Raw genomic sequence first — 26,368 nt, 5'->3', positions numbered from 1 at the left:
TCAGACGGCCTGCTTGCCCGCACCATCAATGCTCTAATTCATCGCTCAAATACACCACTTTTTCATTCGCGTCTTGCGGCAGAATCAGGTTGAGCACCACCGCCACAATGCCGCCGGCGGAAATCGAATTTTGAAACAGCACCGGTAGGTTTTTAAACACTTCCGGCTCAAACGCCACGCCCAAGCCCAGCCCCACCGAAGTGGCGGCAATCACCGCCTCGCGGCGGCGGATACCGTTGCTCACCAAAATGCGCACGCCGGCAATCGCAATCAGGCCGAACATCAACACCATCGCGCCGCCGAGCACCGGGCTGGGAATGGTGGTAAACGCGCGCCCCACCACGGGAAAAAGGCCGAGCAGCACCAAAATCGCGGCAATATATTTGCCCACATGGCGCGAAGCCACGCCCGTCATCTGAATCACGCCGTTGTTTTGCGCAAACGTGGTCAAAGGCAGCGAGCCCAGCGCGGTGGCAATCACCGACACCAAGCCATCGGCCATCACGCCGCCGCGCAAACGTTTGGTGTATTCCTCACCCTCGATCGGCTGATCCGACACCATCGCCGTGGCGGTGAGATCGCCCACCGCTTCAAACACGCTCAGCAAATAAATGGTGCCGGCCACGATAAACGCATGCCAGTCAAACGCAAAGCCGTATTTAAACGGCACCGGCACGGTAATCAGCGGCAGATTCTGCAACGGCGAGAAATCCACCTTGCCCATAAACAAAGCCACAATATAGCCCGCCAATAAGCCGATGGCGATGCCGCTCATGCGCAGAAGCGGGTTTTTCATGCAGTTGAAGAGCAGCACAATCACCAACACCAGCGAGGCCAAGCCCAAGTTTTCCACCGAGCCGAAGGTGCCGTCCGCCTTTGCACCGAAGCCGCCGCCGAAATCGGTGATGCCCACATGCACCAGACTCAAACCGATCATCATCACCACCACACCGCTCACCGTGGGCGTGATCACTTTTTTCAGATAAGGCAAAAGCCAAGCCGAGAAACACACCAAAAAAGCGCCCACAAACGACACGCCGAGCAAGGTGGAAATCATCGCATTTTCATCCATGCCGCCCTCTTTCATGCCCAGTCCCAGCGCAATCATCACGGTAACGAATGAAAAATTCACCGATTGAATCGACAACATGCCCGAGCCGACAGGGCCGAAACGGTGCACCTGCAAATAAGTGCCGATGCCCGAGGCCACCATCGCCATCGACACCAAATAAGCCGTCATTTCCACCGGCAATTGCAGCGCGCCGCCCACAATCAGCGCCGGCGTAATCATCGGCACAAAAATCGCCAGCAAATGCGTGATCGCGCTCAAAAGCGCATTCATAAACGGCGGTTTGTCTTCCAGCCGATACACCAAATCGGGGGAATCGGCAGGCTTTTGCGCGGGAGCGGCCATGATAGTCCTTTAAAATATGCTAAGAAATGTAAGCGCATTATTGTATACAATCTCAGCCGCCAACTCAATTTTCAGACGGCCTTTAAACCCTTGCGCCGAAAACCCGCCACACTTTCCTCGCAAACCGGCTCCAAAACCTTTGCAAACCTTTGCAGGCCGTCTGAAAGCAATGTTTCACACATGCTGCAAAGTAAGCTACAATCGCAAAAATATTCAGCAAACGTTTCGAGAAATAAAGGTTTAAGCATGTTAAAAGGCAGCTTGGTCGCCCTGATTACCCCGATGCATTCCGACGGCAGCGTTCATTTCGAGCAACTCAAATCCCTCATCGATTGGCACATCGAAAGCGGCACCGACGGCATCGTAGCCGTGGGCACCACCGGCGAGAGCGCCACTTTGGCGGTGGACGAGCATTTGGCCGTGATCGAAGCCACGGTAAAACACGTCAACAAGCGCGTGCCCGTGATTGCCGGCACCGGTGCCAACAACACCGCCGAAGCCATCACACTCTCCCAAGCCGCCGAGCGCTTGGGCGCGGATTACACCTTATCCGTGGTGCCCTACTACAATAAGCCTTCGCAAGAAGGCATCTACCGCCATTTCAAAGCCATCGCCGAAGCCACCACCATTCCGATGATTGTGTATAACGTGCCCGGCCGCACCGTGGTCAACGTCAACAACGACACCATCTTGCGCCTGGCCGAAATCCCCAACATCATCGGCGTGAAAGAAGCCAGCGGCGACATCGGCCGCGAAATCGACCTCATCAACCGCGCGCCCGAAGGCTTCGCCGTGTATTCCGGCGACGATCCCACCGGCATGGCCTTTATGTTTTGCGGCGGCCACGGCGTAATCACCGTAGCCGCCAATGCCGCGCCCAAGCTTTTTGCCGACATGTGCCGCGCGGCGCTCGCCGGCCGCCTCGAAGAAGCGCGCGCCCTCAATGCGCAGCTGGTGCCGCTTTACGACGTGATGTTTTGCGAGCCCAGCCCCGCCGCCCCCAAATGGGCCGCAGCCGCACTGGGCAAATGCGAAGCCCATGTGCGCCTGCCGATTATTGAACTTTCCGCCGAGGGCCAAGCCAAAGTACGCAGTGCCCTGGCCGCAGCCAAATTGATTTAACCACAGGAAACCCCATGAAAGCACAGATGAAACCGGCCATCGCCGCCATCGCCCTGATCGGCTTGGCCGCCTGCTCCGGCAACAAAGAGCAGCCCAAGCTCGATTATCAAACGCAAAACCGCAAAATTGTCAATTTGGAAGTGCCGCCCGATTTAACCAACCCCAATCAAGGCGACCGCTATCAAATTCCCGCCGGCTCCGGCGCCGTGCGCGCCAGCGACATCAACCGCACCCCCGCCGTGCAGCAAGCCGCTAATCAGGCCGTGCTGCAAAGTGTGAAAGGCGTGCACATGGAGCGCGAAGGCAGCCAGCGCTGGCTTGTGGTCGACGGCAAAACCCCGGCCGAAATCTGGCCGTTGTTGAAAGTATTCTGGCAGGAAAACGGTTTCGACATTCGCTCTGAAGAGCCGGCCATCGGCCAAATGGAAACCGACTGGGCGGAAAACCGCGCCAAAATCCCGCAAGACGGCCTGCGCAGCATCTTTGAAAAAGTAGGCCTCGGCGGCGTGTATTCCACCAGCGAGCGCGATAAATTCATCACCCGCATCGAAGCGGGCAAAAACGGCACCACCGATATCTTTATCAGCCATCGCGGCATGCAGGAAGTGTATGCAGACCGCAATAAAGACACCACCATGTGGCAGCCGCGCCCCAACGATCCCAATCTGGAAGCCGCTTTCCTCGGCCGCGTGATGCAATACTTGGGCGCCGATGCCAAGCAGATTGAAAGCGAATTAGGCAAGAGCGCACCGGCACGCAGCGGCAGCGCCGAATTGGCCAAGCTTGAGGGCGACACCCTGCTGCTCAGCGGCGATTTCGAGCGCAATTGGCGCCGCACCGCGCTGGCGCTCGACCGCGTAGGCTTAACCGTGATCGGCCAAAATGCCGAGCGTCACGCTTATTTGGTGCAGCCCGCGCCGCAAGAAGGCCAAGCCGTGGCCACGAAAAAACCGGGCTTTTTCAGCCGCATGATGGGCAAAAAAACCGTTGAGCCCACCGTGTATCCCGAGATGATTGTGTATGCCGAGCCGGTAAACGGCGGCACGCGCTTAAGCCTGCTCAATAAAGACGGCAGCGCCTACCGCGGCAGCGATGCCTCCACTTGGCTCTCGCGCCTGCACACCGAATTGCGTTAAGCGATAGCTGCCCGCACCCACACAGGCCGTCTGAAACATTTCAGACGGCCTTTCGTATAAACGCTATAATGCAAGCCATTTCACCAACCGATATCGAGATATGCGCGCACGGAAAACCTATTTAATCGGCATTGCCCTGTTTACCTTATTGTTTATGGCGCTGGTGCTGCTGGGCAGCTGGCTGCTCTCGATTGAAAGCCGCCAATTTGCAGTGGCCAGCTTTTTGTTTGCCTTTGGTGCCGTGTTCGGCCAAATCGGCTGCTTGGCGCTTTATGCCCGCCAAAGCGCGCGCGACAAAGCCATCGCTGCCGCACGCCGCGCACAGGAGCAGCAAAATGTTTGACGAAATCGTGTTGGCCAGCGGCAACGGGGGCAAGCTCAAAGAATTCGGCCGCTGGTTCGGCAGCCGAGGCATCCGCGTGTTGCCGCAAGCTGAATTCAACGTACCCGAATGCCCCGAGCCGCATGCCACCTTTATTGAAAACGCCATTGCCAAAGCCCGCCACGCGGCCAAACACAGCGGCCGGCCGGCGCTGGCCGATGATTCCGGCATCTGCGCCGACGCGCTGGGCGGCGCGCCCGGCATTCACTCTGCCCGCTTTGCCGGCAGCGCACCCAAATCCGATGCCGCCAACAATGCCAAAATGTCGGCCGAGCTGGCGCATCAAGCCGACAAACGCTGCTATTACGTGTGTGTGCTGGTGCTGGTGCGCCACGAAAACGACCCGCAGCCGATTATCGCCGAGGGCATTTGGCGCGGCCAATGGCAGGCCGAAGCAGCCGGCAGCAACGGCTTTGGCTACGACCCGCATTTCTACCTGCCCGAACAAGGCTGCACCGCCGCCGAGTTATCGCCCGAAGTAAAAAACCAAATCAGCCACCGCGGCCTGGCTTTGGCAGAATTGAAAAAGAAAATCGACCTGCTTTACCCGCAGGCATAAAAATAAGTCAAAGGCCGTCTGAAAGCTTTCAGACGGCCAAAAATATTGCAGGCCGGATGCCGGTAGCCTACACGCTACTCATCCATTATAAAAATCAAAACATACACAATGAAATGAATAATTGAATGGTGTCACTCAGCCAGCCTCAAACAGCACGACAAGGCGCAGTAAGGCCGTAGCACATTTTTATTCATTTCACTATAATAAGCGCCATTTCACCAGAAAGCCACCATGCCCCCGAGCGCCCCAGCCACCTTGCCCGCCGACACCTCGCCGCACACCGAATTCCGTCGCGGCGTGAAAGAAAGCCTGCCCATGTTGATAGGCTTGCTTCCTTTGGCGCTGATTTTAGGCGTGCAAGGCGCGCAAAAAGGCATGAGTGTGCTGGAAATGCCGCTGATGACGGGGCTGAATTTTGCCGGCGGCTCCGAATTTGCCGCCGTGGGTTTGTGGGGCGACCCGCTGCCCTCTTTACTGATTATCGCCGTTACCCTGATGATCAACACCCGCCATATTCTGATGGGCGCGGCGCTCACGCCTTATATGCGCCAAATGCCGCTAAAAAAAGCCCTGCCGGCGCTTTTTTTCATGACCGATGAAAGCTGGGCCATGAGCATCACCGATGCCAACAAACGCAAAGCGCGCGGCCTGCCCGCCTTCAGCCTGGCTTATTATATGGGCGTGAGCCTCACGCTTTATGTAATGTGGATTTTTTTCACCACACTGGGCACCGCCATCGGCCCCACGCTGGGCAATGTGGAGGCGTTGGGCTTCGGCATGGCTTTTCCGGCGGTGTTTTTAGTGCTGCTACGCAGCATGTGGAAAGGTTTTGCCGCCGCACGCCCTTGGTTGGTTAGCCTTTTGGTGGCCGCGCCGGTGTATTTATTCACCGAGGGCGCTTGGTATGTGCCGGCCGGCGCGCTGGCCGGCTTGCTGGCTGCTTATTTTTGGAGCGCCGAAGCATGATCAGCTGGGCTTCTTTCCTCACCATTTTGGGCATGCTCGCCGCCACTTACTCCACCCGCCTGATCGGCTTTCTCGCGCTGCGCCACCGCACCCTCAGCCCGCGCGCGGCGGCGGTGATGGAAGCGGCGCCCGGCTGCGTGCTGATTGCCGTGATTACCCCACATTTTGTGTCGGACAAGCCGCATGAATTGCTGGCATTGGTGATCACACTTATCGCCGCCAGCCGTTTTTCCATGCTGCCCACGGTGCTGATTGCGGTGGCGTCCAGCGGGCTTCTGGGCTATTGGATGAATTAATGGCCGGTAAAACAAAGACCGTCTGAAAAGGTTTCAGACGGCCTGTTTGATGTATGCACAATGGCTTAATCGGGCTGCCCGAACAAGCCGGTCGACAAATAGCGGTCTCCCCGGTCGCAAATAATGCACACCACCACCGCGCCCGGATTTTGCGCGGCCACATCCGCCGCCACCATCGCCGCCGCACCCGACGACACGCCGGCAAACACGCCCTCTTCGCGCGCCATTTTGCGCATAAAGCGCTCGGCATCTTTTTGGTTCACATCCCGCACTTCATCCACCAAGTCCGCCTCAAAAATGCCCGGCATATATTCGGCCGGCCAGCGGCGTATGCCGGCAATCGCCGATTCGGCATCGGGCTGCAAACCGATGATTTTCACATGCGGGTTTTGCGCCTTCAAATATTTGGCCACACCGGTGATGGTGCCGGTGGTGCCCATGGCGCTCACGAAATGGGTGATCTTGCTTTCGGTTTGTGCCCAGATTTCGGGGCCGGTGGTGAGATAGTGCGCCTGCTTGTTGTCGGGATTGTTGAACTGATCGAGCACCAAGCCCTCACCCGCCGCCTGCATCGCCAGCGCCTGATCGCGCGCGGCTTCCATGCTGTCGGTTTCAATCAGCTCGGCGCCATAAGCGGCCATCGCGTCTTTGCGCTCCTGCGTGGCATTTTTCGGCATCAGCAAAATCAGCCGATAGCCGCGCATGGCCGCCACCATGGCCAGCGCAATGCCGGTGTTGCCGCTGGTGGCTTCAATCAAGGTGTCGCCCGGGCGGATTCGGCCGCGCTTTTCGGCCTGCATAATCATATTAAAAGCGGGGCGGTCTTTCACCGAGCCGGCCGGATTGTCGCCCTCAAGCTTGGCCCACACTTGCGCCTGCGTGTGCGCGGCCACGCGCTGCAAGCGGATAAGCGGGGTGTGGCCGACGCAATCGGCCAAGGTTTGAATGGATTGGGTCATGTGGTGTGCCGTGTGAATGTCAAACAGGCGCAAGTTATCACAAAACCGCCGGCGCGAATATAGCCCGAGGCCGTCTGAAAAGCTTATTACAAGCTGTTGACAAGGCCATTATGCAGGCATAAGATAAGCGCCAGACATCACGAGTTGGGAAACCATGCCAACCTGCCCATGCCGGCAAGGTGGAATGCACGCGCAGATGTGGCTCCGCAGGAGCAAACACGGCAAAACACCCTTCTTCCAACTGCTCTTGATGCAATGTGAAAGATAAGGGTGTTTTTTACTATCGGGCAGGCTTCCCATGCCCGACAACGCACACAACCGCAGGAAGAATATGAGCACCGCTTGCACCATTGAGAATATCGAATGTTTTACCCAAGTTGAAGCCCAAAGCGGCAGCATGGTGTTTGTGCTGCACGATGCGGCCGGTAAGGCGCACACTTTGGGCATGTTTCACCGCAGCGAGCAGCGTTGGTATGCCCCTTTGAGCTACCCCAACCGCACCGCTTCGCCGCTGGTGCCGGATGTGGATTTATCGGCATTGCGCACGATTTTGTTTTTAAACGGTGCCGCCGATATTGCCGCCTGCATCGCCGCGCTGCAAGCATTCGCATGCAAGCCCGGTGCGCAGCAGCGCCATGCCGCCTGAAGGTTTCAAACGGCATCGTATCATCTCCCACCACCGGCAAGGCCGTCTGAAACGCTTTATGCAAAGCTTCAGACGGCCTCTCTTTAGCCATCACACCTGCCTTCAGACATTATTGTTGCCCCGATTACACACATCAGCTTGTAATCCGCCGTAATCCGCGCCGAAAAAAAGTTTTGTATTGCCCCTCAAAGCCGCGGCCGAATATAATCACGGGTTTGCAGTAAAAATACCGATTTGTGCCGAATGCGCGCTTTTTTCAGACGGCCTCATCCCACCCGCTTTTATTCATTGGAGCATTGACCATGACCGCCAACGCTGCACCTTCAGCCAAGCCTTATCTGCAAATTCAGGGGCTGGTGAAAAAATTTGGTGACAATTATGCTGTCGACCATATCGACCTCGATATCGAGCAGCACGAAATCTTCGCCCTTTTGGGCAGCTCGGGCAGCGGCAAATCCACGCTGCTGCGCATGCTCGCCGGCATGGAAACGCCCAATCAGGGCAAAATCATTCTCGACGGCCAAGACATCACCGGCTTAGCGCCTTATGAGCGCCCCATCAATATGATGTTTCAAAGCTATGCATTGTTTCCGCACATGACGGTGGAGCAAAACATTGCCTTCGGCCTCAAACAAGACAAAATGGCCAAAGGCGAAATCAATGCGCGCGTGGAAGAAATGCTGCGCTTGGTGCAGATGAGCAAATTTGCCAAACGCAAGCCGCACCAGCTCTCCGGCGGCCAACAACAGCGCGTGGCGCTGGCGCGCAGCTTGGCCAAGCGCCCGAAAATTTTGTTGCTCGACGAGCCTTTGGGCGCGCTCGATAAAAAATTGCGCCAGCAAACCCAACTCGAATTGGTCAACACGCTCGAGCAAGTGGGCGTTACCTGCATTATGGTCACGCACGATCAGGAAGAAGCCATGACCATGGCCACCCGTGTGGCGATTATGTCGGAAGGCCAGTTGCAGCAAGTGGGCACGCCCAGCGATGTGTACGACTTCCCCAACAGCCGCTTTACCGCCGAATTTATCGGCGAAACCAATATTTTCGAAGGCACGGTGGTGGACGACCACGCCGATTATGCCATCATCCAATGCCCCGAATTGGATGTGCCGGTGCGCATCGATCACGGTTTGGGCGGCCCCACCGAGCAAAATTTATGGCTCAGCATCCGCCCGGAAGATATCGATTTATACAAAGAAAAACCCGAAAGCATGGGCGATTACAACTGGGCGCAAGGCACGGTGGAAGAAATCGCCTATTTGGGCAGCTTCGCGATTTATCACGTGAAGCTTGCCAACGGCCGCATTGTGAAAAGCCAAGTGCCTGCCCCTTATTGGTATGTGCGCAACATCACGCCGCCCACTTGGGAAGAAACCGTGTATATCAATTGGCCGGAAAACCAGCCCACCCCGCTGCTGCGCTAAGCCTTAGGAAGCCGCCATGACCTTAACCCAACTCAAACGCACGTTTTCCGCCAAGCCGCGCAAAGGGCTGGTGGTGGGCATACCTTATGCCTGGCTGCTGGTTTTGTTTCTGATTCCTTTTGTGATTGTGTTCAAAATCAGCTTTGCCGAGCAAGAGCTGGCTATTCCGCCCTACTCGCCGCTGTTTACCGCCGATACCGATATGGGGCGGCTGAACATCGCCCTGAGCTATCAGAATTATGCCGATATTTTCCAGAATTTCTGGTCCACACTCGGCCAAATGCTGAATCCGTTTGCCGAGGGGCGCGGCAACAATATTTATTTGCTCACCTATTGGCTCTCAATTAAAACCGCGCTCACCACCACGGTGATCTGCCTGCTGTTGGGCTATCCGATTGCCTATGCCATTTCGCGCGCCCACCCTTCCATCCGCAACGGCTTGCTGCTGGCGATTATGCTGCCTTTTTGGACCTCATTCCTGCTGCGCGTGTATGCCTGGATGGGCTTGCTCGGCCACAACGGCATCATCAATAATTTTCTGATGAAGTACGGCATCATCAACCAACCGCTGGATTTGTTTTACAACGCTTTTTCGCTGAATTTAGTGATGGTGTATGCCTATCTGCCCTTTATGATTCTGCCGCTCTACACCCAATTGGTGAAGCTCGATGGCCGCCTGCTCGAAGCAGCTTCCGATTTGGGCGCAGGCCCGATCAAAGCTTTTCTCACCATCACCCTGCCCTTATCGAAAACCGGCATTATCGCAGGCTCGATGCTCGTGTTTGTGCCGGCGGTGGGCGAATTTGTGATTCCCGAATTGGTGGGCGGCCCGGAAAACCTGATGATCGGCAAAGTGTTGTGGCAGGCATTCTTCGACCAAAACAACTGGCCGCTCGCTTCTGCCGTGGCTGTGATTATGGTGGCGCTTTTGGTGATTCCGATTGCCTTGTTCCACCGCTATGAAAACCGCGAAATCACCGAAGGGAGCCGCTAAATGTCGCAACACAAGCTTTCCTGGTTTCTCAAGCTGATGCTGTTTATCGGTCTGGCCTTTTTGTATATCCCCTTATTTGTGCTGGTGATTTATTCGTTTAACGAATCGAAGCTGGTGACGGTGTGGGGCGGCTTTTCCACCAAATGGTATGGCCAATTGCTGCAAAACAGCACCATACTCGAAGCGGCGTGGCTCTCGCTGCGCATCGCACTGGTATCGTCGTTTGCCGCCGTGGTGCTGGGCACGCTGGCAGGCTACGCGCTGGCGCGCATCAAGCGCTTTCGCGGCAGCACGCTTTTTGCTGGCATGGTGTCTGCGCCCATGGTGATGCCCGATGTGATCACCGGCCTTTCCATGCTATTGCTGATTATCCAGGTGCAGATGTTTTTGCAAAGCAGCGAGCTTTTGAGCTGGCTTTATTTCGACCGCGGCTTTTTCACCATTTTTCTCGGCCATACCACTTTATGCATGGCCTACATCACCGTGGTGATACGCTCGCGCCTGAGCGAGCTGGATCAATCGCTGGAAGAAGCAGCGATGGATTTGGGCGCTCGGCCGCTGAAAATCTTTTTCGTGATCACGCTGCCCCTGATTGCGCCGGCGATTGCTTCGGGCTTTTTGCTCGGCATCACCCTCTCGCTCGATGACTTGGTGATCACCTCATTCCTCTCCGGCCCCGGCTCATCCACGCTGCCGCAGGTGATTTTCTCGAAAATCAAGCTCGGCCTGGATCCGCAGATGAATGTGTTGGCCACAATTTTGATTGCCATTGTGGGCACCTTGGTGATCATCATCAATTACTACATGATGCGCCAAGCCACCCGCCGTGAGCGCGAAGCCGCCGAAGCCTACCGCCAGGAAAAGCTGGCGCTGGAAAATGCCGGTCAATCCTGATGGTTTATCCATAAAAAAGACTGTTTACAGCCATTCAAATAAACCATCATTGCACAGCACGCAAAGGCCGTCTGAAAACTTTTCAGACGGCCTTTGCACAAGCTAGCGTTTGATTTGAAGCAAAATCAGCCTGCATCTAAGCGCTAATAAGATTTTGGGCAAGCGCCCATGCAACAAGCGTATAATAAGGCCGTCTGAAAATCATTTGCCTTTTTATGCAAAATCCCTCTTTTCAAAACCGAATCGCTTCTTATTACCACAGCAGCATCAATTCCGGCGATGCCTATCCCAAGCTCAAAGGCCGTCTGAAAACCGACACCTGCATTATCGGCGGCGGCTTATCAGGCTTATGCACCGCCCTGCCGCTGGCCGAAGCCGGCCACGATGTTGCCCTGATTGAAGCGGCCCGCATCGGCTATGGCGCTTCCGGCCGCAGCGGCGGCCAGATTATCAGCGACTATGCCTGCGGCATTCCCGAAATCGAGCAGCAGCTGGGTGAAGTGCAGGCGCAATGGTTTTGGCAGCAATCGCTCGATGCGGTGGAATTGGTAGACGCACGCGTGCGTCAACACAATATCCAATGCGACTGGACACGCGGCTATGCCACCGTGGCCATCCGCCCCAAGCATTTCGATGCCTTGATGCAATGGCAGCAACACGCCCAACAGCGCTACGGTGCCCATCATTTCGAACTGTGGGACGCCAACCGCCTGCAACAACACCTTGCCAGCGAGCGCTACCGCGGTGCACTTTACGATCCATTATCCGGCCACCTGCATCCGCTCAACTACACGCTGGGCATCGCCCGCGCCGCTGCGGCTGCCGGCGCGCACATCTACGAGCAAACCCCGTTTGTGCGCCTCAGCCCCAAAGGCAGCGAAGGTTACATTGTGCACACACCCGAAGCGAGCATCGAATGCCGGCAAGTGGTGTTTGCCATCAACACCTTTGCCGGTCTCAACAACAGCCGTGCCGTGCGCCCGCTCACCCGCAAAGCCATGCCGGTGAGCACATTTATCATCGCCACCGAGCCCTTGGGCGAAGCGGCGCGCGATCTAATCCGCAACAATATGGCCGTGTGCGACAACCGCCACATTCTCGATTACTACCGCCTCAGCGCCGATGGCCGCCTGCTTTTCGGCGGCAAAGACAGCGAATGGATACACGACGCCCGCCGCATGGCCAAAGCCGTGCGCCGCGACATGCTCAAAGTGTTTCCGCAGCTCGAAAGCGCCCGCATCGAATATGCTTGGGGCGGCGATTGCGACATCACCCTCAACCTCGCGCCGCATTTCGGCCGCCTCAACAAACAGCTTTACTTTATGCAAGGCTATTCCGGCCACGGCATGGCGCTCACCGGCATAGCCGGGCTGGCCGCCGCCGAAGCCATTATGGGTGACGGCAACCGCCTGGCCCATTTCGAACACCTGCACCACCGCAACATCATCGGCGGACGCTACTTGCGCATTCCCGCCTCGATGATAGGCTCCACCTACTACCGCCTCAAAGACGCCCGCTGATGACCGATTATTCCGCCGAACTCGCCCGCATTTTGCCCGGCCAAACCCACACCATCGCACGCCACAACCTGCCCAACGGCCAAATCGTGTGGGTGCGCCAAACCGGCAAAACCATACCGCAATGGCGCTACAGCCTGCTCGGTTTTGTTGCCCGCCACCTGCGCCTGGGTGCCTTGCAGCCCGTGCCCAATGCCGGCGGCAGCGAAGCCATCGCCACCGAAGCCGCGCGCCTGCGGGCGCTGGCCGCGCACGATATCCGCGCCCCGCGCCTTTTGGCCGAATCGGCCGGCGGCCTGATGTTTACCCATATCGGCGAACACACCTTGCTGCACCACATCGAAAACAGCCCCGAGCGCCTCGACTACTGGCAGCAAGGCCTCGCCGCCATCGAGCGGGTGCACCGCAGCGGCCAATACCTGAGCCAAGCCTTTGCCCGCAACATCATCGTGTGCAACGACAGCCAAATCGGCTTTATCGACTTTGAAGACGATCCCGGCCGATACATGCCGCTTGAGCGCTGCCAAAGCCGCGATTATCTTTGCTATCTGCAATCTTCCGCCGTGTGGCTGCAAAAACACGGCCTGCTCGATCAAGCTGCCGCCATCTGGCGGCAACATGCCGCCGGCCTGCCCGCCGCCCTGCGCACGCCCATAGAAAGCGCCATCCGCCCGATTGGCTGGATGCGCCATCTGCAAGCCGGCTTTTGGGGCAACGACACCTTGCGCCTGGCCGCACTCGCCGCCTTATTCGAGCAGGAAAAATAGCGGCGCTATGCCGCACAAGCACGGTTAGCGAGAAACGGCGTTGGCGTGTGTTTGAAATATTCATGCCGTCTGAATCATCTGTTTCAGACGGCATTGTTTTGTTTTATACCCATTCAAAAAAAGTAAGCTTATACCCATTCTAAAAAAATAACCTTACCAAATAAAAGCAGTTTGACAGCACCATCCGCGTAGGTCGGATTCTTGAATCCGACGTTTGGCCAACGGCCAAAGCAATGTGCATGCCTTGCTCTGCAAACAAGTGTCGGATTCGAGAATCCGACCTACAGGCTACGCGCTATCACGGCGTAGGTTGGGTTGCCAAACCCAACGTTTCAGACGGCCTGTGGGCTTGTTGGGTTTTCAACCCAAGCTACCCGTTGTGCCACTTTTTCGTGCATTCCACTATAGTACGGCAAGGCGAGACAACGAAGTTAGGTTATTTTTTTGAATGGGTATAAGCTTATTTTTTAGAAAGGGTAGCAGCCAACCTACGTCTGCTGTATCAGTGGCGCGGTGCAGCCAAAGCGCAATCAATAAAAACTTGAGGTCATTTAATGGATGGACATTTGCAAAAACAGCGGCATTTTTTATAAACAGATATTGATTCAAAATACAGGCCGTCTGAAAACTTTCAGACGGCCTGATATTATTTTTACCGTAGCTACGTACGCCGAGCGGAGAAACCATGTTGCACAGCAAGGCCGTCTGAAAAAACTTTCAGACGGCCTGTGGTTTTATTTCATATCGGCTTAACGGATATCGGCGTAGCGGGCGCGGAAGTTATCGGTGGGATAAAGATTGTAGGCAGCACCGTCGGTGTCGCCGATGTAGGCAAATTTCACGCTGTCGTCGCTTTTAGCAGGGCGGTGCGGCACGGCGCGGGGTTGCTCTTTGGTCACGGCAGACAAATCGCCGTGCGGCTGGTAGCCGTAAGGATAGCTGTCGGTGGGTGCGCCGCTGGCCATGGCAGAAGCAGCGATCAGGCTCATTACGGTGGCGAGTGCGAATTTTTTCATGATGTTTGTCCTTTTCAAAAAAGTGGTTGATGTGTTGTTGAATCGATGAGTGCATTGTAGGCGGCCGACCGGGTGAAATATAGCTACATTTTGTTGAAGCTTGGTTTCCTCATGGGAAATGTAATGGAATATGTGCATGTAAATTTATCATTTAAAGAAAGTTAACGGTTTGCAGGATTTTTTACACCACGCGCCGGGTATGCGACGGCTTTAGCGGTTAAGAAAAGTGAATGGCCGACTTTTTTCTTTACGTTTATTGGAAAAAGGCGATAACGGCAACGTGAAGATTTTGGTTTGAATGGAATTTTGATATACTGCGCGGTTGGATTTTTTATCGGATAATGTTTCAGACGGCCTCTGCAGATTGAGCGGCCGTCTGAAAAATGGAATGCTTATGTTGCTGGATTTAAATGCTTATTCTTGGCCGGTGTTCAAGAAAGAAATCAATAAGCTCGCTGTGCTGGCGCTGCCGATGCTGGTGGCGCAGGTGGCGCAGGTGGGCATCGGCTTTGTCGACACGGTGATGGCCGGCGGCGCGGGCAAAGATGATTTGGCGGCAGTGGCGCTGGGCAGCAGCGTGTTTGCCACGATTTACATTACCTTTATGGGGGTGATGACGGCGCTCAATCCGATGATTGCCCAACTTTTCGGCGCGGGCAAGGCCGATGAAGTGGGCGAAACGGGTCGGCAAGGGATTTGGTTCGGCGTGATGCTGGGCATTATCGGTATGCTGCTGATGTGGCTTTTGGTGTGGCCGTTTCAGGCTTGGCTGAGCTTGAGCGACAAGGTTGAAAATATGATGGCCTTGTATATGTTTTTCACCGGCCTGGCCATGCCGGCGGCGATGGTGCATCGCGCGCTGCATGCTTATGCTTCGAGCCTGAACCGGCCGCGGGTGATTATGATTGTGAGCTTTTTGGCATTTTTGCTGAATATTCCGCTCAATTATGCCTTTGTTTACGGCAAATTCGGCATGCCGGCGCTGGGTGGCGCGGGCTGCGGCGTGGCCACGGCGGTTGTGTTTTGGTTTAATGCGCTGGTGCTGTGGCTTTATGTGGCCAAGCAGCAGTATTTCCGCAAATTCAAGCTGATGGATAAATTCAGCAAGCCCGACGGCCGCGCATTCAAGCAAATTTGGAAGCTGGGCATGCCGATTGGTTTGTCGTTTTTCTTAGAAGTGAGCCTGTTTTCGTGCATCGTGTTTTTGGTGGCGCGCTTGGGCGAGGATTATGTGGCGGCGCAGCAAGTGGTGATCAGCCTCACCGGTGTGATTTATATGATTCCGCAAAGCGTGGGCGCGGCAGGCACGGTGCGGGTGGGCTATTCGCTCGGCCGCGGCGAATATGTGCGCGCGCGTTATGTGGCCGGGGTGTCGCTGGTGTTGGGACTGGTGCTGGCGGTGCTCACGGCCTTGCTGTTGGTGTTGTTCCGCCACCCGCTGGCAGGCATGTATACGGATGACGCGGGCGTGTTGGCGATTGCGGCCACGGTGCTTTTGTTTGCGGCGGTGTTTCAATTGGCCGATGCCACTCAATGTGTGGCTTCTTATGCGCTGCGCGGCTATAAAATCACCCGCGTGCCGATGCTGATTCATGCGGTGGCGTTTTGGGGCTTCGGCCTGCTGCCGGGCTATTGGCTCGCTTATGGGCGCGATATGGGCATTTACGGCTTTTGGATGGCGTTGGTGCTCTCGCTCACGGTGGCGGCGGTGTGGCTGGTGTGGTATTTGGAAATCAGCAGCCGCGCAATGGCTTCGCGAAAAAGGATGTTGTGATGCAGCTTGAAGAATATGTGGATTTAACCGCGCTCAACACATTCGGCTTGCGCGCCCGCGCCCGCTATTTCGCGGCGCTGGCCGATGCGGCTGATTTGCCGGCGCTGGTGCAGCGGCCCGAATTCGACCGCCGCACGGTGCTGTGGCTGGGCGGCGGCAGCAATGTATTGTTGATGCAGGATTATCCCGCGCTTGTGGTGCACATGGAAAACAAAGGCGTGCGCGAAACGCACCGTTCAGACGGCCTTGTGTATATCGAAGCGCAAGCCGGTGAAGTTTGGCATGATTTTGTGTTGCACACGCTGGATATGGGCTTGTGCGGGTTGGAAAATCTGAGCCTGATTCCGGGCACGGTGGGCGCGGCACCGGTGCAGAATATCGGCGCCTACGGCGTGGAAGTGAAAGACCTTATCCATTCGGTGCGCTGCTTTGATTTGGACACGCTCGATTTTGTGGTGTTGGGCAATGCCGATTGCCGCTTTGCTTATCGCGACAGCTTGTTTAAACACTCAGGCAAAGGGCGCTATGTGATTTGCGCGGTGACTTTTGCGCTGAAAACGCATTTCAGCGCCAATGCGCGCTATGGCGATTTGGCGGCGGTGCTGGCTGAGCGCTGCGCGGGCAGAGCAGCCACGGCCAAAGATGTGTCGGCCGCCGTGTGTGCCATCCGCTCGGAAAAGCTGCCCGACCCGGCTTTGCTCGGCAATGTGGGCAGCTTTTTCAAAAATCCGATTGTGAGCGCGGCGCAAGCAGCGGCGTTGCAGGCACAATATCCGGACATGCCGCATTATCCGCAGGCCGACGGCACGGTGAAGCTGGCGGCGGGCTGGCTGATCGACCAATGCCGTCTGAAAGGTTTTCAAATCGGCGGCGCAGCGGTGCATGAGCGCCAGGCGCTGGTGTTGGTAAACAAAGCGCAGGCCGCCGCGGCAGATGTGCGCGCGCTGGCCGATCATGTGCGTGAGCGTGTAGAGGCGCGCTTTGGCGTGATTTTGTTTGCCGAGCCCGATTGGTTGCCGCCCTCTTTTGGTATATGATAGCGAATCCGGCTTCGGTTGACAGTTAACCATGTAGGCATTTTCTGCCCAAAATAAACGATGCCCATAAAATGCCGATGCCCGGTTTAAAAAACAAAAAGCCTGCAAATTATGCTGTAAGGTTTGTTCGAAGGCTTTGAATACACCGTTTGCAAAGAAATCGCTTGAAAGCCGAATGCGGCGGCATGGTGCGCCCACTTTTTAAACAAAGCCGCCATTGCTTGAGGAGAAATATACATGACCAAAGATACACGGCCCAACACCTATAGCCGTATTGTCGAAGCCAGCCTGATGCTGTTTAACGAAGAGGGCGAGCGCAATATCAGCACCAACCACATCGCCGCGCATTTGGGCATCAGCCCGGGCAATCTTTATTATCATTTTCGCAATAAAGATGAAATCATCGTGCAGCTTTTCAAACGCTACAGTGAAGATTTGCTGCACTATCTGCGCCGGGTGGTGCTGCCCAAAAATGTGTGCGATGCCATCCGCTATATGGCCGGCATTTATGATGTGATGTGGCGCTACCGCTTTTTATTCAGCGATGTCAACGCTTTGCTGGCCCGCAGCGCCGAGCTTCTGGGCGAACACAATAATTTTACCCATGCCAAAGTGTCGCCGCTGCTGGTGGAATTGCTCACGCAGCTCAATAAAGAGGGCATTATCCGCGCCGATGCCACCGCCATGAACGATTTGGCGCTCAATATCTGGATGATCACCAAATATTGGTTCGATTTCGACGGCTCGCTGCGCGGCCGGGCGAAGCTGACGGAAGATTCCAAAGTGCGCGGCGTGCAGCGCACCCTCAGCCTGCTGCGCCCTTATCTGATAGAAAACCAAGTGGGCGAATTCGACCAAACGCTCGCCGCATTGAGCCTGACTTCCGATTGCATGACGCAAAACGAAATGAGTTGAGCAGGCTCCTATACACGCCACAGAAAAAGCCTATTCCTGCTTTTTTCTGTGGCTTTTTTGTGGCCGTCTGAAAGCAAAATGATTGAATAAGCAATTGAAAATAAGCAGAATAATAAATTATACCGTTCATATATTTGATAATGAAAATCAGTAAATATCTGAATTCAATAAAATTTTTAGACTATTTGCGTGTAATGAATTACAATTTATTACAAAAAGGTGTCGTGAAGCAATATATAAATGATTTCGACGGGCCTAGCCCGCATGCACACACCGGCACCCCCCCCAAAGGCCGTCTGAAAAGCGGCGGCAGGCAAGCAGGAACATTACCATGAATCTAAACAGACGGCAGTTTTTCAAAGTCACCGCTGCGGGTGCCGGCGCATCCGGCTTGGCGGTAATGGGCATGATGCCCACCAACGCCTGGGCCGAAGTGCGCCAATACAAATTATTGCGCGCCTCGGAAACCCGCAACAACTGCACCTATTGCTCGGTGGGCTGCGGCACCATTCTTTATAGTTTGGGCGACGGCTCCAAAAATGCCAAAAAATCCATCTTCCACATCGAGGGCGACCCCGATCATCCGGTGAGCCGCGGCTCTTTGTGCCCAAAAGGCGCTTCGCTGCTGGATTTTATCCACAGTAAAAACCGCCTGCATTTTCCCGAAGTGCGCGAGCCGGGCAGCAATGAATGGAAGCGCATTTCCTGGCACGAAGCACTCAGCCGCATCGCCCGCCACATCAAAACCGACCGCGATGCCAACCTGATTGTGCAAAATGAAAACGGCGTGCCGGTGCACCGCCTGCCCACCTTGGGCATGCTCACTGCTTCCGCCTCATCGAATGAAACCGGTATTCTCACCCAAAAATGGATGCGCTCGCTCGGCATCGTGGCCACCGATGCGCAGGCGCGCGTGTGCCACGGCCCCACCGTGTCGGCACTGGCCTCCACCTTCGGCCGCGGCGCGATGACCAACACCTTTGTCGACATCCAACATGCCGACATGATTATGGTGATGGGCGGCAACGCTGCCGAAGCGCACCCGGTGGGCTTTAAATGGGTGATTGAAGCGAAAAAGAAAAAAGGCACCAAATTATATGTGGTCGACCCGCGTTTCAACCGCACCGCCGCCGTGGCCGATTTTTATGCCCCTTTGCGTTCGGGCAGCGACATCGCCTTTTTGGGCGCGCTGATCAATTGGCTGATTGAAAACGACAAAATCCAGTGGGAATATGTCAAAGCCTACACCAACGCCAGCTTTATCGTGGCCGAAGGTTTTGATTTTGACGAGGGCATGTTCAGCGGCTACGACGACGGCAAAAAACAATACAACAGCGACAGCTGGTTTTACGAGCTGGATACTAACGGCTACGCCAAAACCGACCCCACCTTGCAACACCCGCGCAGCGTTTGGCAGCTGCTCAAGCAGCATTATTCGCGTTACACGCTGGATATGATGAGCACGCTGTGCGGCACCAGCAAAGAAGATTTCCTCACCATCGCCAAAGCCTGGGGCGAAACCGCCGTGCCCAACAAAACCGGCACTATTCTTTATGCCTTGGGCTGGACCCAGCACACCACCGGCACGCAAATGATCCGCACCATGGCAATGGTGCAGCTTCTGCTCGGCAATATCGGCATGTCCGGCGGCGGCGTGAACGCTTTGCGCGGCCACTCCAATATTCAGGGCTTGTCGGATTTGGGCTTGCTCTCCACCATGCTGCCGGCTTATTTGGTGCTGCCCAACGAATTCCGCCACCCCACTTTTGCCGATTATCTGGAAAAGCAAACCCCCAAAGCCTTGCAGCCGGGGCAGCTCAATTATTGGAGCAACACGCCCGCCTTTTTTGTCAGCTTTCTGAAATGGATGTATGGCGAAAACGCCACCAAAGAAAACAATTGGGGCTACGATTGGCTGCCCAAATGGGACAAGATGTATGACGTGCTGCAAATGACCGAGCTGATGCATCAGGGCAAGGTAAACGGCTTGCTGGTGCAAGGCTTTAATGCGCAAGGCTCATTCCCCGATGCCAACCGCGTAACCGAGGCTTTTTCCAAGCTGAAATTTATGGTGGTGATGGATCCGCTCGACACCGAAACCGCCACTTTCTGGCAAAACCACGGCGATGCCCACGATGTGGACACAGCCAGTATCCAAACCGAAGTGTTCCGCCTGCCCACGCCTTGTTTTGCCGAAGAGGCCGGCTCGATTGTGAATTCTTCGCGCTGGCTGCAATGGCACCACCCCGGTGCCAAACCGCCCAGCGAAGCGCTGCCCGATTTGGAAATTTTGGGCGAATTGCACATGCTCTTGAAAGAGATGTATGAAAAAGAGGGCGGCACTGCACCAGAGCCGATTACCAAGCTGCACTGGCGCTATGAAAACCCCTACGGCCCCACGCCGGAAGAAATGGCGAGAGAATCCAACGGCTACGCGTTGGCCGACATTAAAGACGCCGATGGCAATATTGTGCGCAAAAAAGGCGAGCTGCTCGACGGCTTTGCCCAACTGCGCGACGACGGCAGCACCGAATGCGCCACTTGGATTTTTTTCCGGCTCGTGGACGCAGCAGGGCAACCAGATGGATCGGCGCGACAACACCGACAGCGGCTTGGGCAACACACCCAAATGGGCATGGGCATGGCCGGCCAACCGCCGCATTCTCTACAACCGTGCCTCGTGCGACCCCAGCGGCAAGCCGTGGGATCCCAACCGCGTGCTGATTCATTGGGACGGTAAAAAATGGGTTGGTGCCGATGTGCCCGACTTCAAGGCCGATGCCGCCCCCGATTCGGGTATGAACCCGTTTATCATGAACGAAGAAGGCGTAGGCCGCCTGTTTTGCGCGCGCAAATTGGTAGACGGCCCCTTCCCCGAGCATTACGAGCCGCTCGAATCGCCCATCGGCACCAACCCGCTGCACCCGAAAGTGGTGCAATCGCCCGCCATGCGCCTGTTTGACAGCGTGAAAGAGCGCATCGGCACACACGAAGAATTTCCGCATGTGGGCACCACTTACCGGCTCACCGAGCATTTCCAATTTTGGACTAAATCGGTGAAATTGCTGATGATTGCGCAGCCGCAGCAATTTATCGAAATCGGCGAAGAGCTGGCCAAAGAAAAAGGCATAGCAAAAGGCGATTGGGTGAAAGTGAGCTCCAAGCGCGGCTGGATTAAGGCTAAGGCCGTGGTCACCAAGCGCATGATGCCTTTGCAGATTAACGGCAAAACCGTGCATCAAATCGGCATTCCGCTGCATGGCGGTTGGGTAAACGTATCCGGTGAGAAGCAGTTTATTGTGAACACGCTCACCCCGTTTGTGGGCGACTGCAACACCCAAACGCCGGAATACAAAACCTTTTTGGTCAACATCGAGAAAGCATAAGGAGCGCACACATGGCATTGCAATCATTAGACATCAAACGCCGCTCCGCCACCGCCGGCATCACCCCGCCGCCGGGCGTGCGCCAGCCGATGGAAGTGGCCAAGCTGATCGATGTCACCACCTGCATCGGCTGCAAAGCCTGCCAGGTGGCTTGCTCGGAATGGAACGACATCCGCGACGAAATCGGCACCAACCACGGCGTGTACGACAACCCGATGGACATGACGTCCAAAAGCTGGACGGTGATGCGCTTTAGCGAAGTGGAAGAAAACGGCAAGCTCGAATGGCTGATCCGCAAAGACGGCTGCATGCACTGCGCCGACCCGGGCTGCCTGAAAGCCTGCCCCTCGCCCGGCGCAATTATCCAATATCACAACGGCATCGTGGATTTTCATGAAGAAAACTGCATCGGCTGCGGCTATTGCATTTCCGGCTGCCCGTTCAACGTGCCGCGCATCGACAAAAAAGACCATCGCGCCTATAAATGCACGCTGTGCTCCGACCGCGTGGCGGTTGGCCAAGAGCCGGCCTGTGTGAAAACCTGCCCCACCGGCGCCATTCAGTTCGGCACCAAGGAAGACATGAAGCAGGTGGCGGCCGAGCGCATTGTCGATTTGAACCAGCGCGGTTATGAAAAAGCCGGCCTTTACGACCCCGAAGGCGTGGGCGGCACCCATGTGATGTATGTGCTGCACCATGCCGACAAGCCAGGGCTCTATCACGGCTTGCCGGAAAACCCCAGCATCAGCCCCACGGTGAAGCTGTGGAAAGGCTTTTTGAAGCCGTTGGCCACCATCGGCATTGCCGCGGCCACGCTCACCGGCTTCTTCCATTACATCACCGTAGGCCCCAGCACGGCCGAACCGGAAGAAGATGAGCCTGAAGTAATCGGTTTGGACGGCAAAAACCTGAAGGGTGAGGAGGACGCATAATGAAAGAAAAACTGATTCAGCGCTATAAGCGCAGCGAGCGCATCAACCACTGGATTGTGGCGGTGTGTTTTATGTTGCTGGCCATTTCCGGCCTGGCGTTTTTCTATCCGGCCTTTTTCTGGCTCACCGGCGTGTTTGGCACGCCGCAGCTGGCGCGCATCATCCATCCCTTTGTGGGCGTGGTGATGTTTATCGGCTTTACGGTGCAGTTTTTCCGCTATTGGAAATACAATTTCATCGATAAAGAAGACATCAAATGGATGAAATCGGTGAAAACCGTGCTCAAAGGCCACGAAACCGGCGATATAGGCAAGTATAATGGCGGCCAAAAAGGCATGTTTTGGCTGATGACCGCCTGCATGGCGGTGCTGCTGTGCACCGGCTTTATCGCTTGGCGGCCTTATTTTGCCGAGATGTTCCCGATTCCCGTAATCCGCCTGGCCTTGCTGTTTCACGCTTGGGCCGCGCTGATTCTGATTGCCGGCATCATCGTGCATGTGTATGCGGCGTTTTGGGTGAAAGGCACCATCCGCGCCATGGTGGAAGGTGTGGTCACGCAAAACTGGGCGAAAAAACACCACCCGCGCTGGTATCGCGAAATGATGGCGAAAAATGCCGAAGCCGAACGTGAAAAAGGCAATAAATCATCGTGATGTGCGAGCGCAGGCAATAATGATATGAGGCCGTCTGAAACCTTTCAGACGGCCTTTGGGTTGCTTTTTTTCCAGGTGTTTTTCCCGACCAGCCCATCGCTTGATTTCTATAGATTAGGCCGTCTGAAACGTTGGGTTTGACAACCCAGCCTACCTCGTTGTGGTGCGTCGTTTTGTATCACTTTTTCTTGCATTCACCTATAAAATACCGGCAAAACCGCCGGTAGGGCTAGCGGAGTGTAAGCATGCGCATGCACCTGAGCTTATCATCTAAAACGCGGATAAGCAGTAATTTAACAATTTAACTATTTGTTTGATTTTGCATTATCTTATTTTAAGCATGGCCGTTTCAGGCCGTCTGAATACAAACGTTTCATGAACACAGAAATCTTCACTCCGCACCATCTGCACCGTATCAATGGCGGCGGCATTCGCGAAGCCGACGATATGCTGGCCGAAGAAGCGCCGGTGGCGCTGGTGTATAACGGCATCGCCCATGTGGTGCTGATGGCCACACCCGCCGATTTACCTGAGCTGGCATTGGGCTTCAGCCTGAGCGAAGGCATTTTGCAGCAAGCACGCGAAGCTTACGATATCGAAGTGCAACAAGGCTGCAACGGCATCGAAGTGCATTTGGAAATTGCTTCCGAGCGCTTTCAAGCTTTGAAAGCGCGCCGCCGCAGCATGAGCGGGCGCAGCGGCTGCGGGCTGTGCGGCATCGACAGCCTCGCCGCCGTGCAAACCGCTTTGCCCAAGGTGATGCGCGGCAGCGTTATTCAGGCAGCCGATATTCAAACGGCTCTAGCCGATCTGCACAAGCACCAGCATTTGCGCAGCCAAACCGGCGCCGCACACGGCGCGGCTTGGGTGGAGCAAGGCATTATCCGCCATGCGTTTGAAGACATCGGCCGCCACAATGCGCTCGACAAGCTGCTGGGCTTCGGTGCGCGCGGGCAAATCGATTGGCAGCAAGGCTTTGTGTTAATTTCCAGCCGCGCCAGCTATGAAATGGTGGCCAAAGCGGCCATGCTCGGCATCGGTTGCGTGGTGGCCGTGTCTGCGCCCACTGCACTGGCCGTGCGCATGGCCGAAGCGGCCGGCATCACCTTGGCGGGTTTTGCCCGGCCGCAGCAATTCGGCGTGTATAGCCATCCGCAGTTTATTGCTGCATAGTTTTTAATTTAAAGTAAAGCTTAAAGCGGTTGGATTGCTTGGCTGCCTATTGAATTGGGCCGTATAAGGACAACCCGCTCAGCGTGCCCACAATTTTGCTTGCTTGTTTGAATAGGTTTCAGACGGCCTCAAGCCCCGTTTTATTCACAGAAAGAAATCATGACCACTCCCATCAAACCGATTGAAAAAGGCCTGTTTCACACCCCGTTTTGGCTGGCGCCCGCTGCCGATGTGTTTGCACAGCGCAGCGTGCGCTTTCAAGAATTGGCCGAAGCCGAGGGCAGCCAATGGCGCGACTATCTCGCTTTGTTGGGCAAGCTCGCGGCGGCGCAGCAGGCCGTAGCAGCCAAACATGCGTTTGCCCTCCCGCCCACGCATCAGGGGCGCACCGTGCTGCCGGAAGCCGCATTGGGCGATGTGCCCGTCGATTTTTACCCGGTGTTGACCGACTTATTGGCCGAAATCGGCACACAGGCGCCCGCAAACGTGCAGGCTGAATTAAACACGCTGGCCGCCTTGCCGCGCGAAGCCGCCGAAGCGCTGGCCTCGCGCGTGCTCACCGGCAACAGCGCGCCTGAAGAGCAAACGGCCGTGGTGTGGGTGCAGGCAGCGCTGCAAATTATCTGGACGGCATGGGCGGCGCAGCTGATTGAAGACGCGGTGCCGCCGGTGCAAGAGCGCACACATTGCCCTTGCTGCGGCACCGAAGCCGTAGGCAGCGTGGTGCTGGCCAAAGGCGACACCGCCGGTTTCCGCTATATGCATTGCCCGCATTGCAACAGCCGCTGGAATGTCTTACGCGCCAAATGCCCCACTTGCGGCGACAGCAGCGGCGTGGGCATACAAGAGCTGGAAACCGATGCCAGCCCCGCCCAAACCGCGCCTTTGCTGGCTGCCAAAGCCGAAAGCTGCGAAGTGTGCCGCAGCTACCGCAAGCTCTACCGCCTCGATAAGCAGCAATATGCCGACCCCGTGGCCGATGATTTGGCCTCATTGGCGCTGGATATTTTGGTGGGTGAAGCAGGCTATGCGCGCGCGGGGCATAATCCGTTTTTGCTGCTGACAGAATAAACAAACGATGCACTGCAAACCAAGGCCGTCTGAAAGCTTTTCTTTTCAGACGGCCTTGGCTTTTATAAGTCGAGCGGCCTTGGCTTGCGGCGCAATGTTGGTTAAGCTGTCATCATCAGGCCGCGCCCTGCCGGCAGTCAAACCCGTTGAACGATATAGTGGAATGTAAGAAAAAGTGATACAAAACTACGCACTATAATGGAGTAAGTTGGCTTGTCAAACCCAACGTTTCAGACGGCCTGTGGGCTTGTTGGGTTTTCAACCCAACCTACCTGTTGTGTCACTTTTTTATGCATTCCACTCTAAGTAAAAAAGGAGAACATCATGGACATCACCCAAACCCGTAACACCCCCGCCGAGCGCATCAGCAAGAAAACCTATTTCCGCGAGCTGAAACATTTGCAGGCCGAATTGGTGGCCTTGCAGCGCTGGGTGGTGGAAAAAGGCATGAAAGTCTGCATTATTTTCGAAGGCCGCGACGGCGCAGGCAAAGGCGGCGTGATCAAAGCCATCACCGAGCGCACCAATCCGCGCATATTCCGAGTGGAAGCGCTGCCGGCACCCACCGAGCGTGAAAAAAGCCAGCTTTATCTGCAACGTTATTTCTCAAAGCTGCCCGCCGCCGGCGAAATCGTAATTTTCGACCGCAGCTGGTATAACCGCGCCGGCGTGGAGCGGGTGATGGGTTTTTGCACCGAAGAAGAGGCGAAAAAATTTTTAGACACGGTGCCGTTTTTGGAAAAAGCCTTGGTGGAAAACGACATTATCTTGTTGAAATACTGGTTGGAAGTGGACATGGAAGAGCAGGAGCGCCGCCTCAAAGGGCGCATCAGCGACGGGCGCAAAGTGTGGAAGCTCTCGCCGATGGATTTGGAATCTTACCACCGCTGGTATGATTACTCACGCGCCCGCGATGCCATGCTGCAAGCATCCGACACGGCTTGGGCGCCTTGGTTTGTGGTGGATTCCAACGACAAGAAAAAAGCACGCCTCAATATCATCGCCCATTTGCTTTCCTATATTCCCTACGAGCATCTGGCGCTGCCCAAAGTGGATTTCCCGGCGCGGCAAAAGCCAAACGGCTACACCGTGCCGCGCCGCGTTTATCATTATGTGGAAGACCGTTACGGCAAAGCAGATTGATGTTTCAGCAATGAATAAGGCATATTGATGCTTAAACACGGGGCCGTCTGAAACCTTTCAGACGGCCCCGTGTTTAATACCCATTCAAAATAAGCTTACAGGGCGGCACAACACAGTAAGGTCATTTTTTTGAACGGGTATAACCATTTAATTCAATACGCAGCGCCCTATTCTTTACATAATTTCAAT

23 protein-coding genes, 1 pseudogene and 1 riboswitch are annotated in these 26,368 nt (G+C 55.6%); of the genes and pseudogenes, 21 read left to right on the top strand and 3 right to left on the bottom strand.

The features are described from left to right. Window positions 1-25 precede the first annotated feature (25 nt). Window positions 26-1,414, bottom strand: coding sequence for a nucleobase:cation symporter-2 family protein (locus EV680_RS05065; protein ID WP_132953658.1), 1,389 nt, complete (start codon window positions 1,412-1,414; stop codon window positions 26-28). A 246-nt stretch (window positions 1,415-1,660) separates the two neighbouring features. On the opposite strand from EV680_RS05065, the gene dapA reads away from it, so the two are divergent. From dapA to EV680_RS05035, 6 genes are all read left to right on the top strand, one after another. Beyond that, window positions 1,661-2,536 (top strand): 4-hydroxy-tetrahydrodipicolinate synthase, encoded by an 876-nt coding sequence (dapA, locus tag EV680_RS05060; RefSeq protein WP_132953657.1) that lies wholly within the window; start codon window positions 1,661-1,663, stop codon window positions 2,534-2,536. A 14-nt stretch (window positions 2,537-2,550) separates the two neighbouring features. Further along, window positions 2,551-3,672, top strand: a complete 1,122-nt coding sequence (bamC, locus tag EV680_RS05055) for an outer membrane protein assembly factor BamC (protein ID WP_132953656.1) — start codon at window positions 2,551-2,553, stop codon at window positions 3,670-3,672. Between the two features lie 100 nt (window positions 3,673-3,772). Then, the gene (locus EV680_RS05050) at window positions 3,773-4,015 is read left to right on the top strand and encodes an NGO_0222 family membrane protein (RefSeq protein WP_132953655.1); all 243 of its coding nucleotides are present in this window, start codon (window positions 3,773-3,775) and stop codon (window positions 4,013-4,015) included. Continuing rightward, window positions 4,008-4,613 (top strand): RdgB/HAM1 family non-canonical purine NTP pyrophosphatase, encoded by a 606-nt coding sequence (gene rdgB / locus EV680_RS05045; protein WP_132953654.1) that lies wholly within the window; start codon window positions 4,008-4,010, stop codon window positions 4,611-4,613. Before EV680_RS05050 ends, rdgB begins: the two co-directional genes overlap by 8 nt. A gap of 231 nt (window positions 4,614-4,844) precedes the next feature. Then, window positions 4,845-5,579 (top strand): AzlC family ABC transporter permease, encoded by a 735-nt coding sequence (locus tag EV680_RS05040; RefSeq protein ID WP_132953653.1) that lies wholly within the window; start codon window positions 4,845-4,847, stop codon window positions 5,577-5,579. Then, a complete protein-coding gene (locus EV680_RS05035) occupies window positions 5,576-5,875 on the top strand; it encodes an AzlD family protein (protein WP_132953652.1) in 300 nt (99 codons plus the stop codon). The genes EV680_RS05040 and EV680_RS05035 overlap by 4 nt, the downstream gene beginning before the upstream one ends. Before the next feature lie 65 nt (window positions 5,876-5,940). Here EV680_RS05035 and cysM read toward each other — a convergent pair whose 3' ends face one another. Further along, on the bottom strand, window positions 5,941-6,834 hold the full coding sequence (gene cysM, locus EV680_RS05030; RefSeq protein WP_132953651.1) for a cysteine synthase CysM: 894 nt from the start codon (window positions 6,832-6,834) through the stop codon (window positions 5,941-5,943). Between the two features lie 129 nt (window positions 6,835-6,963). After that, a riboswitch (SAM-I-IV-variant riboswitch) is annotated at window positions 6,964-7,064 on the top strand. 101 nt (window positions 7,065-7,165) lie between these two features. Here cysM and EV680_RS05025 point away from each other — a divergent pair. The 6 genes from EV680_RS05025 (at window position 7,166) to EV680_RS05000 (ending at window position 13,079) form a co-directional block, all read left to right on the top strand. Beyond that, window positions 7,166-7,480, top strand: coding sequence for a hypothetical protein (locus EV680_RS05025; RefSeq protein WP_132953650.1), 315 nt, complete (start codon window positions 7,166-7,168; stop codon window positions 7,478-7,480). A gap of 302 nt (window positions 7,481-7,782) precedes the next feature. Continuing rightward, the gene (locus tag EV680_RS05020) at window positions 7,783-8,907 is read left to right on the top strand and encodes an ABC transporter ATP-binding protein (protein WP_132953649.1); all 1,125 of its coding nucleotides are present in this window, start codon (window positions 7,783-7,785) and stop codon (window positions 8,905-8,907) included. Window positions 8,908-8,923: 16 nt separating this feature from the next. Beyond that, window positions 8,924-9,901, top strand: coding sequence for an ABC transporter permease subunit (locus tag EV680_RS05015; protein ID WP_132953648.1), 978 nt, complete (start codon window positions 8,924-8,926; stop codon window positions 9,899-9,901). Further along, window positions 9,902-10,795, top strand: coding sequence for an ABC transporter permease subunit (locus EV680_RS05010; protein WP_132953647.1), 894 nt, complete (start codon window positions 9,902-9,904; stop codon window positions 10,793-10,795). It begins immediately after the preceding gene. Window positions 10,796-11,010: 215 nt separating this feature from the next. Further along, window positions 11,011-12,315, top strand: coding sequence for an NAD(P)/FAD-dependent oxidoreductase (locus EV680_RS05005; RefSeq protein WP_132953646.1), 1,305 nt, complete (start codon window positions 11,011-11,013; stop codon window positions 12,313-12,315). Then, window positions 12,315-13,079 carry a BUD32 family EKC/KEOPS complex subunit gene (locus EV680_RS05000; RefSeq protein ID WP_132953645.1) on the top strand — a complete coding sequence of 255 codons (765 nt, stop codon included), beginning with the start codon at window positions 12,315-12,317 and terminating at the stop codon, window positions 13,077-13,079. Before EV680_RS05005 ends, EV680_RS05000 begins: the two co-directional genes overlap by 1 nt. Window positions 13,080-13,828: 749 nt before the next feature. Here the strand turns inward: EV680_RS05000 and EV680_RS04995 are convergent. Further along, the gene (locus EV680_RS04995) at window positions 13,829-14,095 is read right to left on the bottom strand and encodes a hypothetical protein (protein ID WP_132953644.1); all 267 of its coding nucleotides are present in this window, start codon (window positions 14,093-14,095) and stop codon (window positions 13,829-13,831) included. A 394-nt stretch (window positions 14,096-14,489) separates the two neighbouring features. Between EV680_RS04995 and EV680_RS04990 the strand changes: the two genes are divergently transcribed. The 9 genes and pseudogenes from EV680_RS04990 to ppk2 all read left to right on the top strand — a co-directional run bounded on the left by EV680_RS04990 (window position 14,490) and on the right by ppk2 (window position 26,179). Further along, complete coding sequence (locus EV680_RS04990; RefSeq protein ID WP_132953643.1) at window positions 14,490-15,869, top strand: MATE family efflux transporter; 1,380 nt, start codon at window positions 14,490-14,492, stop codon at window positions 15,867-15,869. Beyond that, on the top strand, window positions 15,869-16,906 hold the full coding sequence (gene murB, locus EV680_RS04985) for a UDP-N-acetylmuramate dehydrogenase (protein ID WP_132953642.1): 1,038 nt from the start codon (window positions 15,869-15,871) through the stop codon (window positions 16,904-16,906). The genes EV680_RS04990 and murB overlap by 1 nt, the downstream gene beginning before the upstream one ends. Window positions 16,907-17,143: 237 nt before the next feature. Next, window positions 17,144-17,821 (top strand): TetR/AcrR family transcriptional regulator, encoded by a 678-nt coding sequence (locus EV680_RS04980; protein WP_165870910.1) that lies wholly within the window; start codon window positions 17,144-17,146, stop codon window positions 17,819-17,821. Window positions 17,822-18,152: 331 nt separating this feature from the next. Further along, window positions 18,153-21,207, top strand: a pseudogene (fdnG, locus tag EV680_RS04975) (formate dehydrogenase-N subunit alpha). Between the two features lie 11 nt (window positions 21,208-21,218). Further along, window positions 21,219-22,139, top strand: coding sequence for a formate dehydrogenase subunit beta (fdxH, locus tag EV680_RS04970; protein ID WP_165870909.1), 921 nt, complete (start codon window positions 21,219-21,221; stop codon window positions 22,137-22,139). After that, window positions 22,139-22,792 (top strand): formate dehydrogenase subunit gamma, encoded by a 654-nt coding sequence (locus EV680_RS04965; protein ID WP_243650337.1) that lies wholly within the window; start codon window positions 22,139-22,141, stop codon window positions 22,790-22,792. The genes fdxH and EV680_RS04965 overlap by 1 nt, the downstream gene beginning before the upstream one ends. 375 nt (window positions 22,793-23,167) lie before the next feature. Beyond that, complete coding sequence (fdhD, locus tag EV680_RS04960; RefSeq protein ID WP_132953639.1) at window positions 23,168-23,965, top strand: formate dehydrogenase accessory sulfurtransferase FdhD; 798 nt, start codon at window positions 23,168-23,170, stop codon at window positions 23,963-23,965. Window positions 23,966-24,124: 159 nt separating this feature from the next. Then, the gene (gene fdhE / locus EV680_RS04955) at window positions 24,125-25,036 is read left to right on the top strand and encodes a formate dehydrogenase accessory protein FdhE (protein ID WP_132953638.1); all 912 of its coding nucleotides are present in this window, start codon (window positions 24,125-24,127) and stop codon (window positions 25,034-25,036) included. A gap of 324 nt (window positions 25,037-25,360) precedes the next feature. Then, complete coding sequence (gene ppk2, locus EV680_RS04950; protein ID WP_132953637.1) at window positions 25,361-26,179, top strand: polyphosphate kinase 2; 819 nt, start codon at window positions 25,361-25,363, stop codon at window positions 26,177-26,179. Window positions 26,180-26,368: the final 189 nt, after the last annotated feature.

Source organism: Uruburuella suis, assembly GCF_004341385.1.
GTDB classification, from domain to species: Bacteria; Pseudomonadota; Gammaproteobacteria; order Burkholderiales; family Neisseriaceae; genus Neisseria; species Neisseria suis.
Note: the sequence above shows the minus strand (reverse complement) of the source record. Positions and strands in the feature narration are given on the sequence as shown.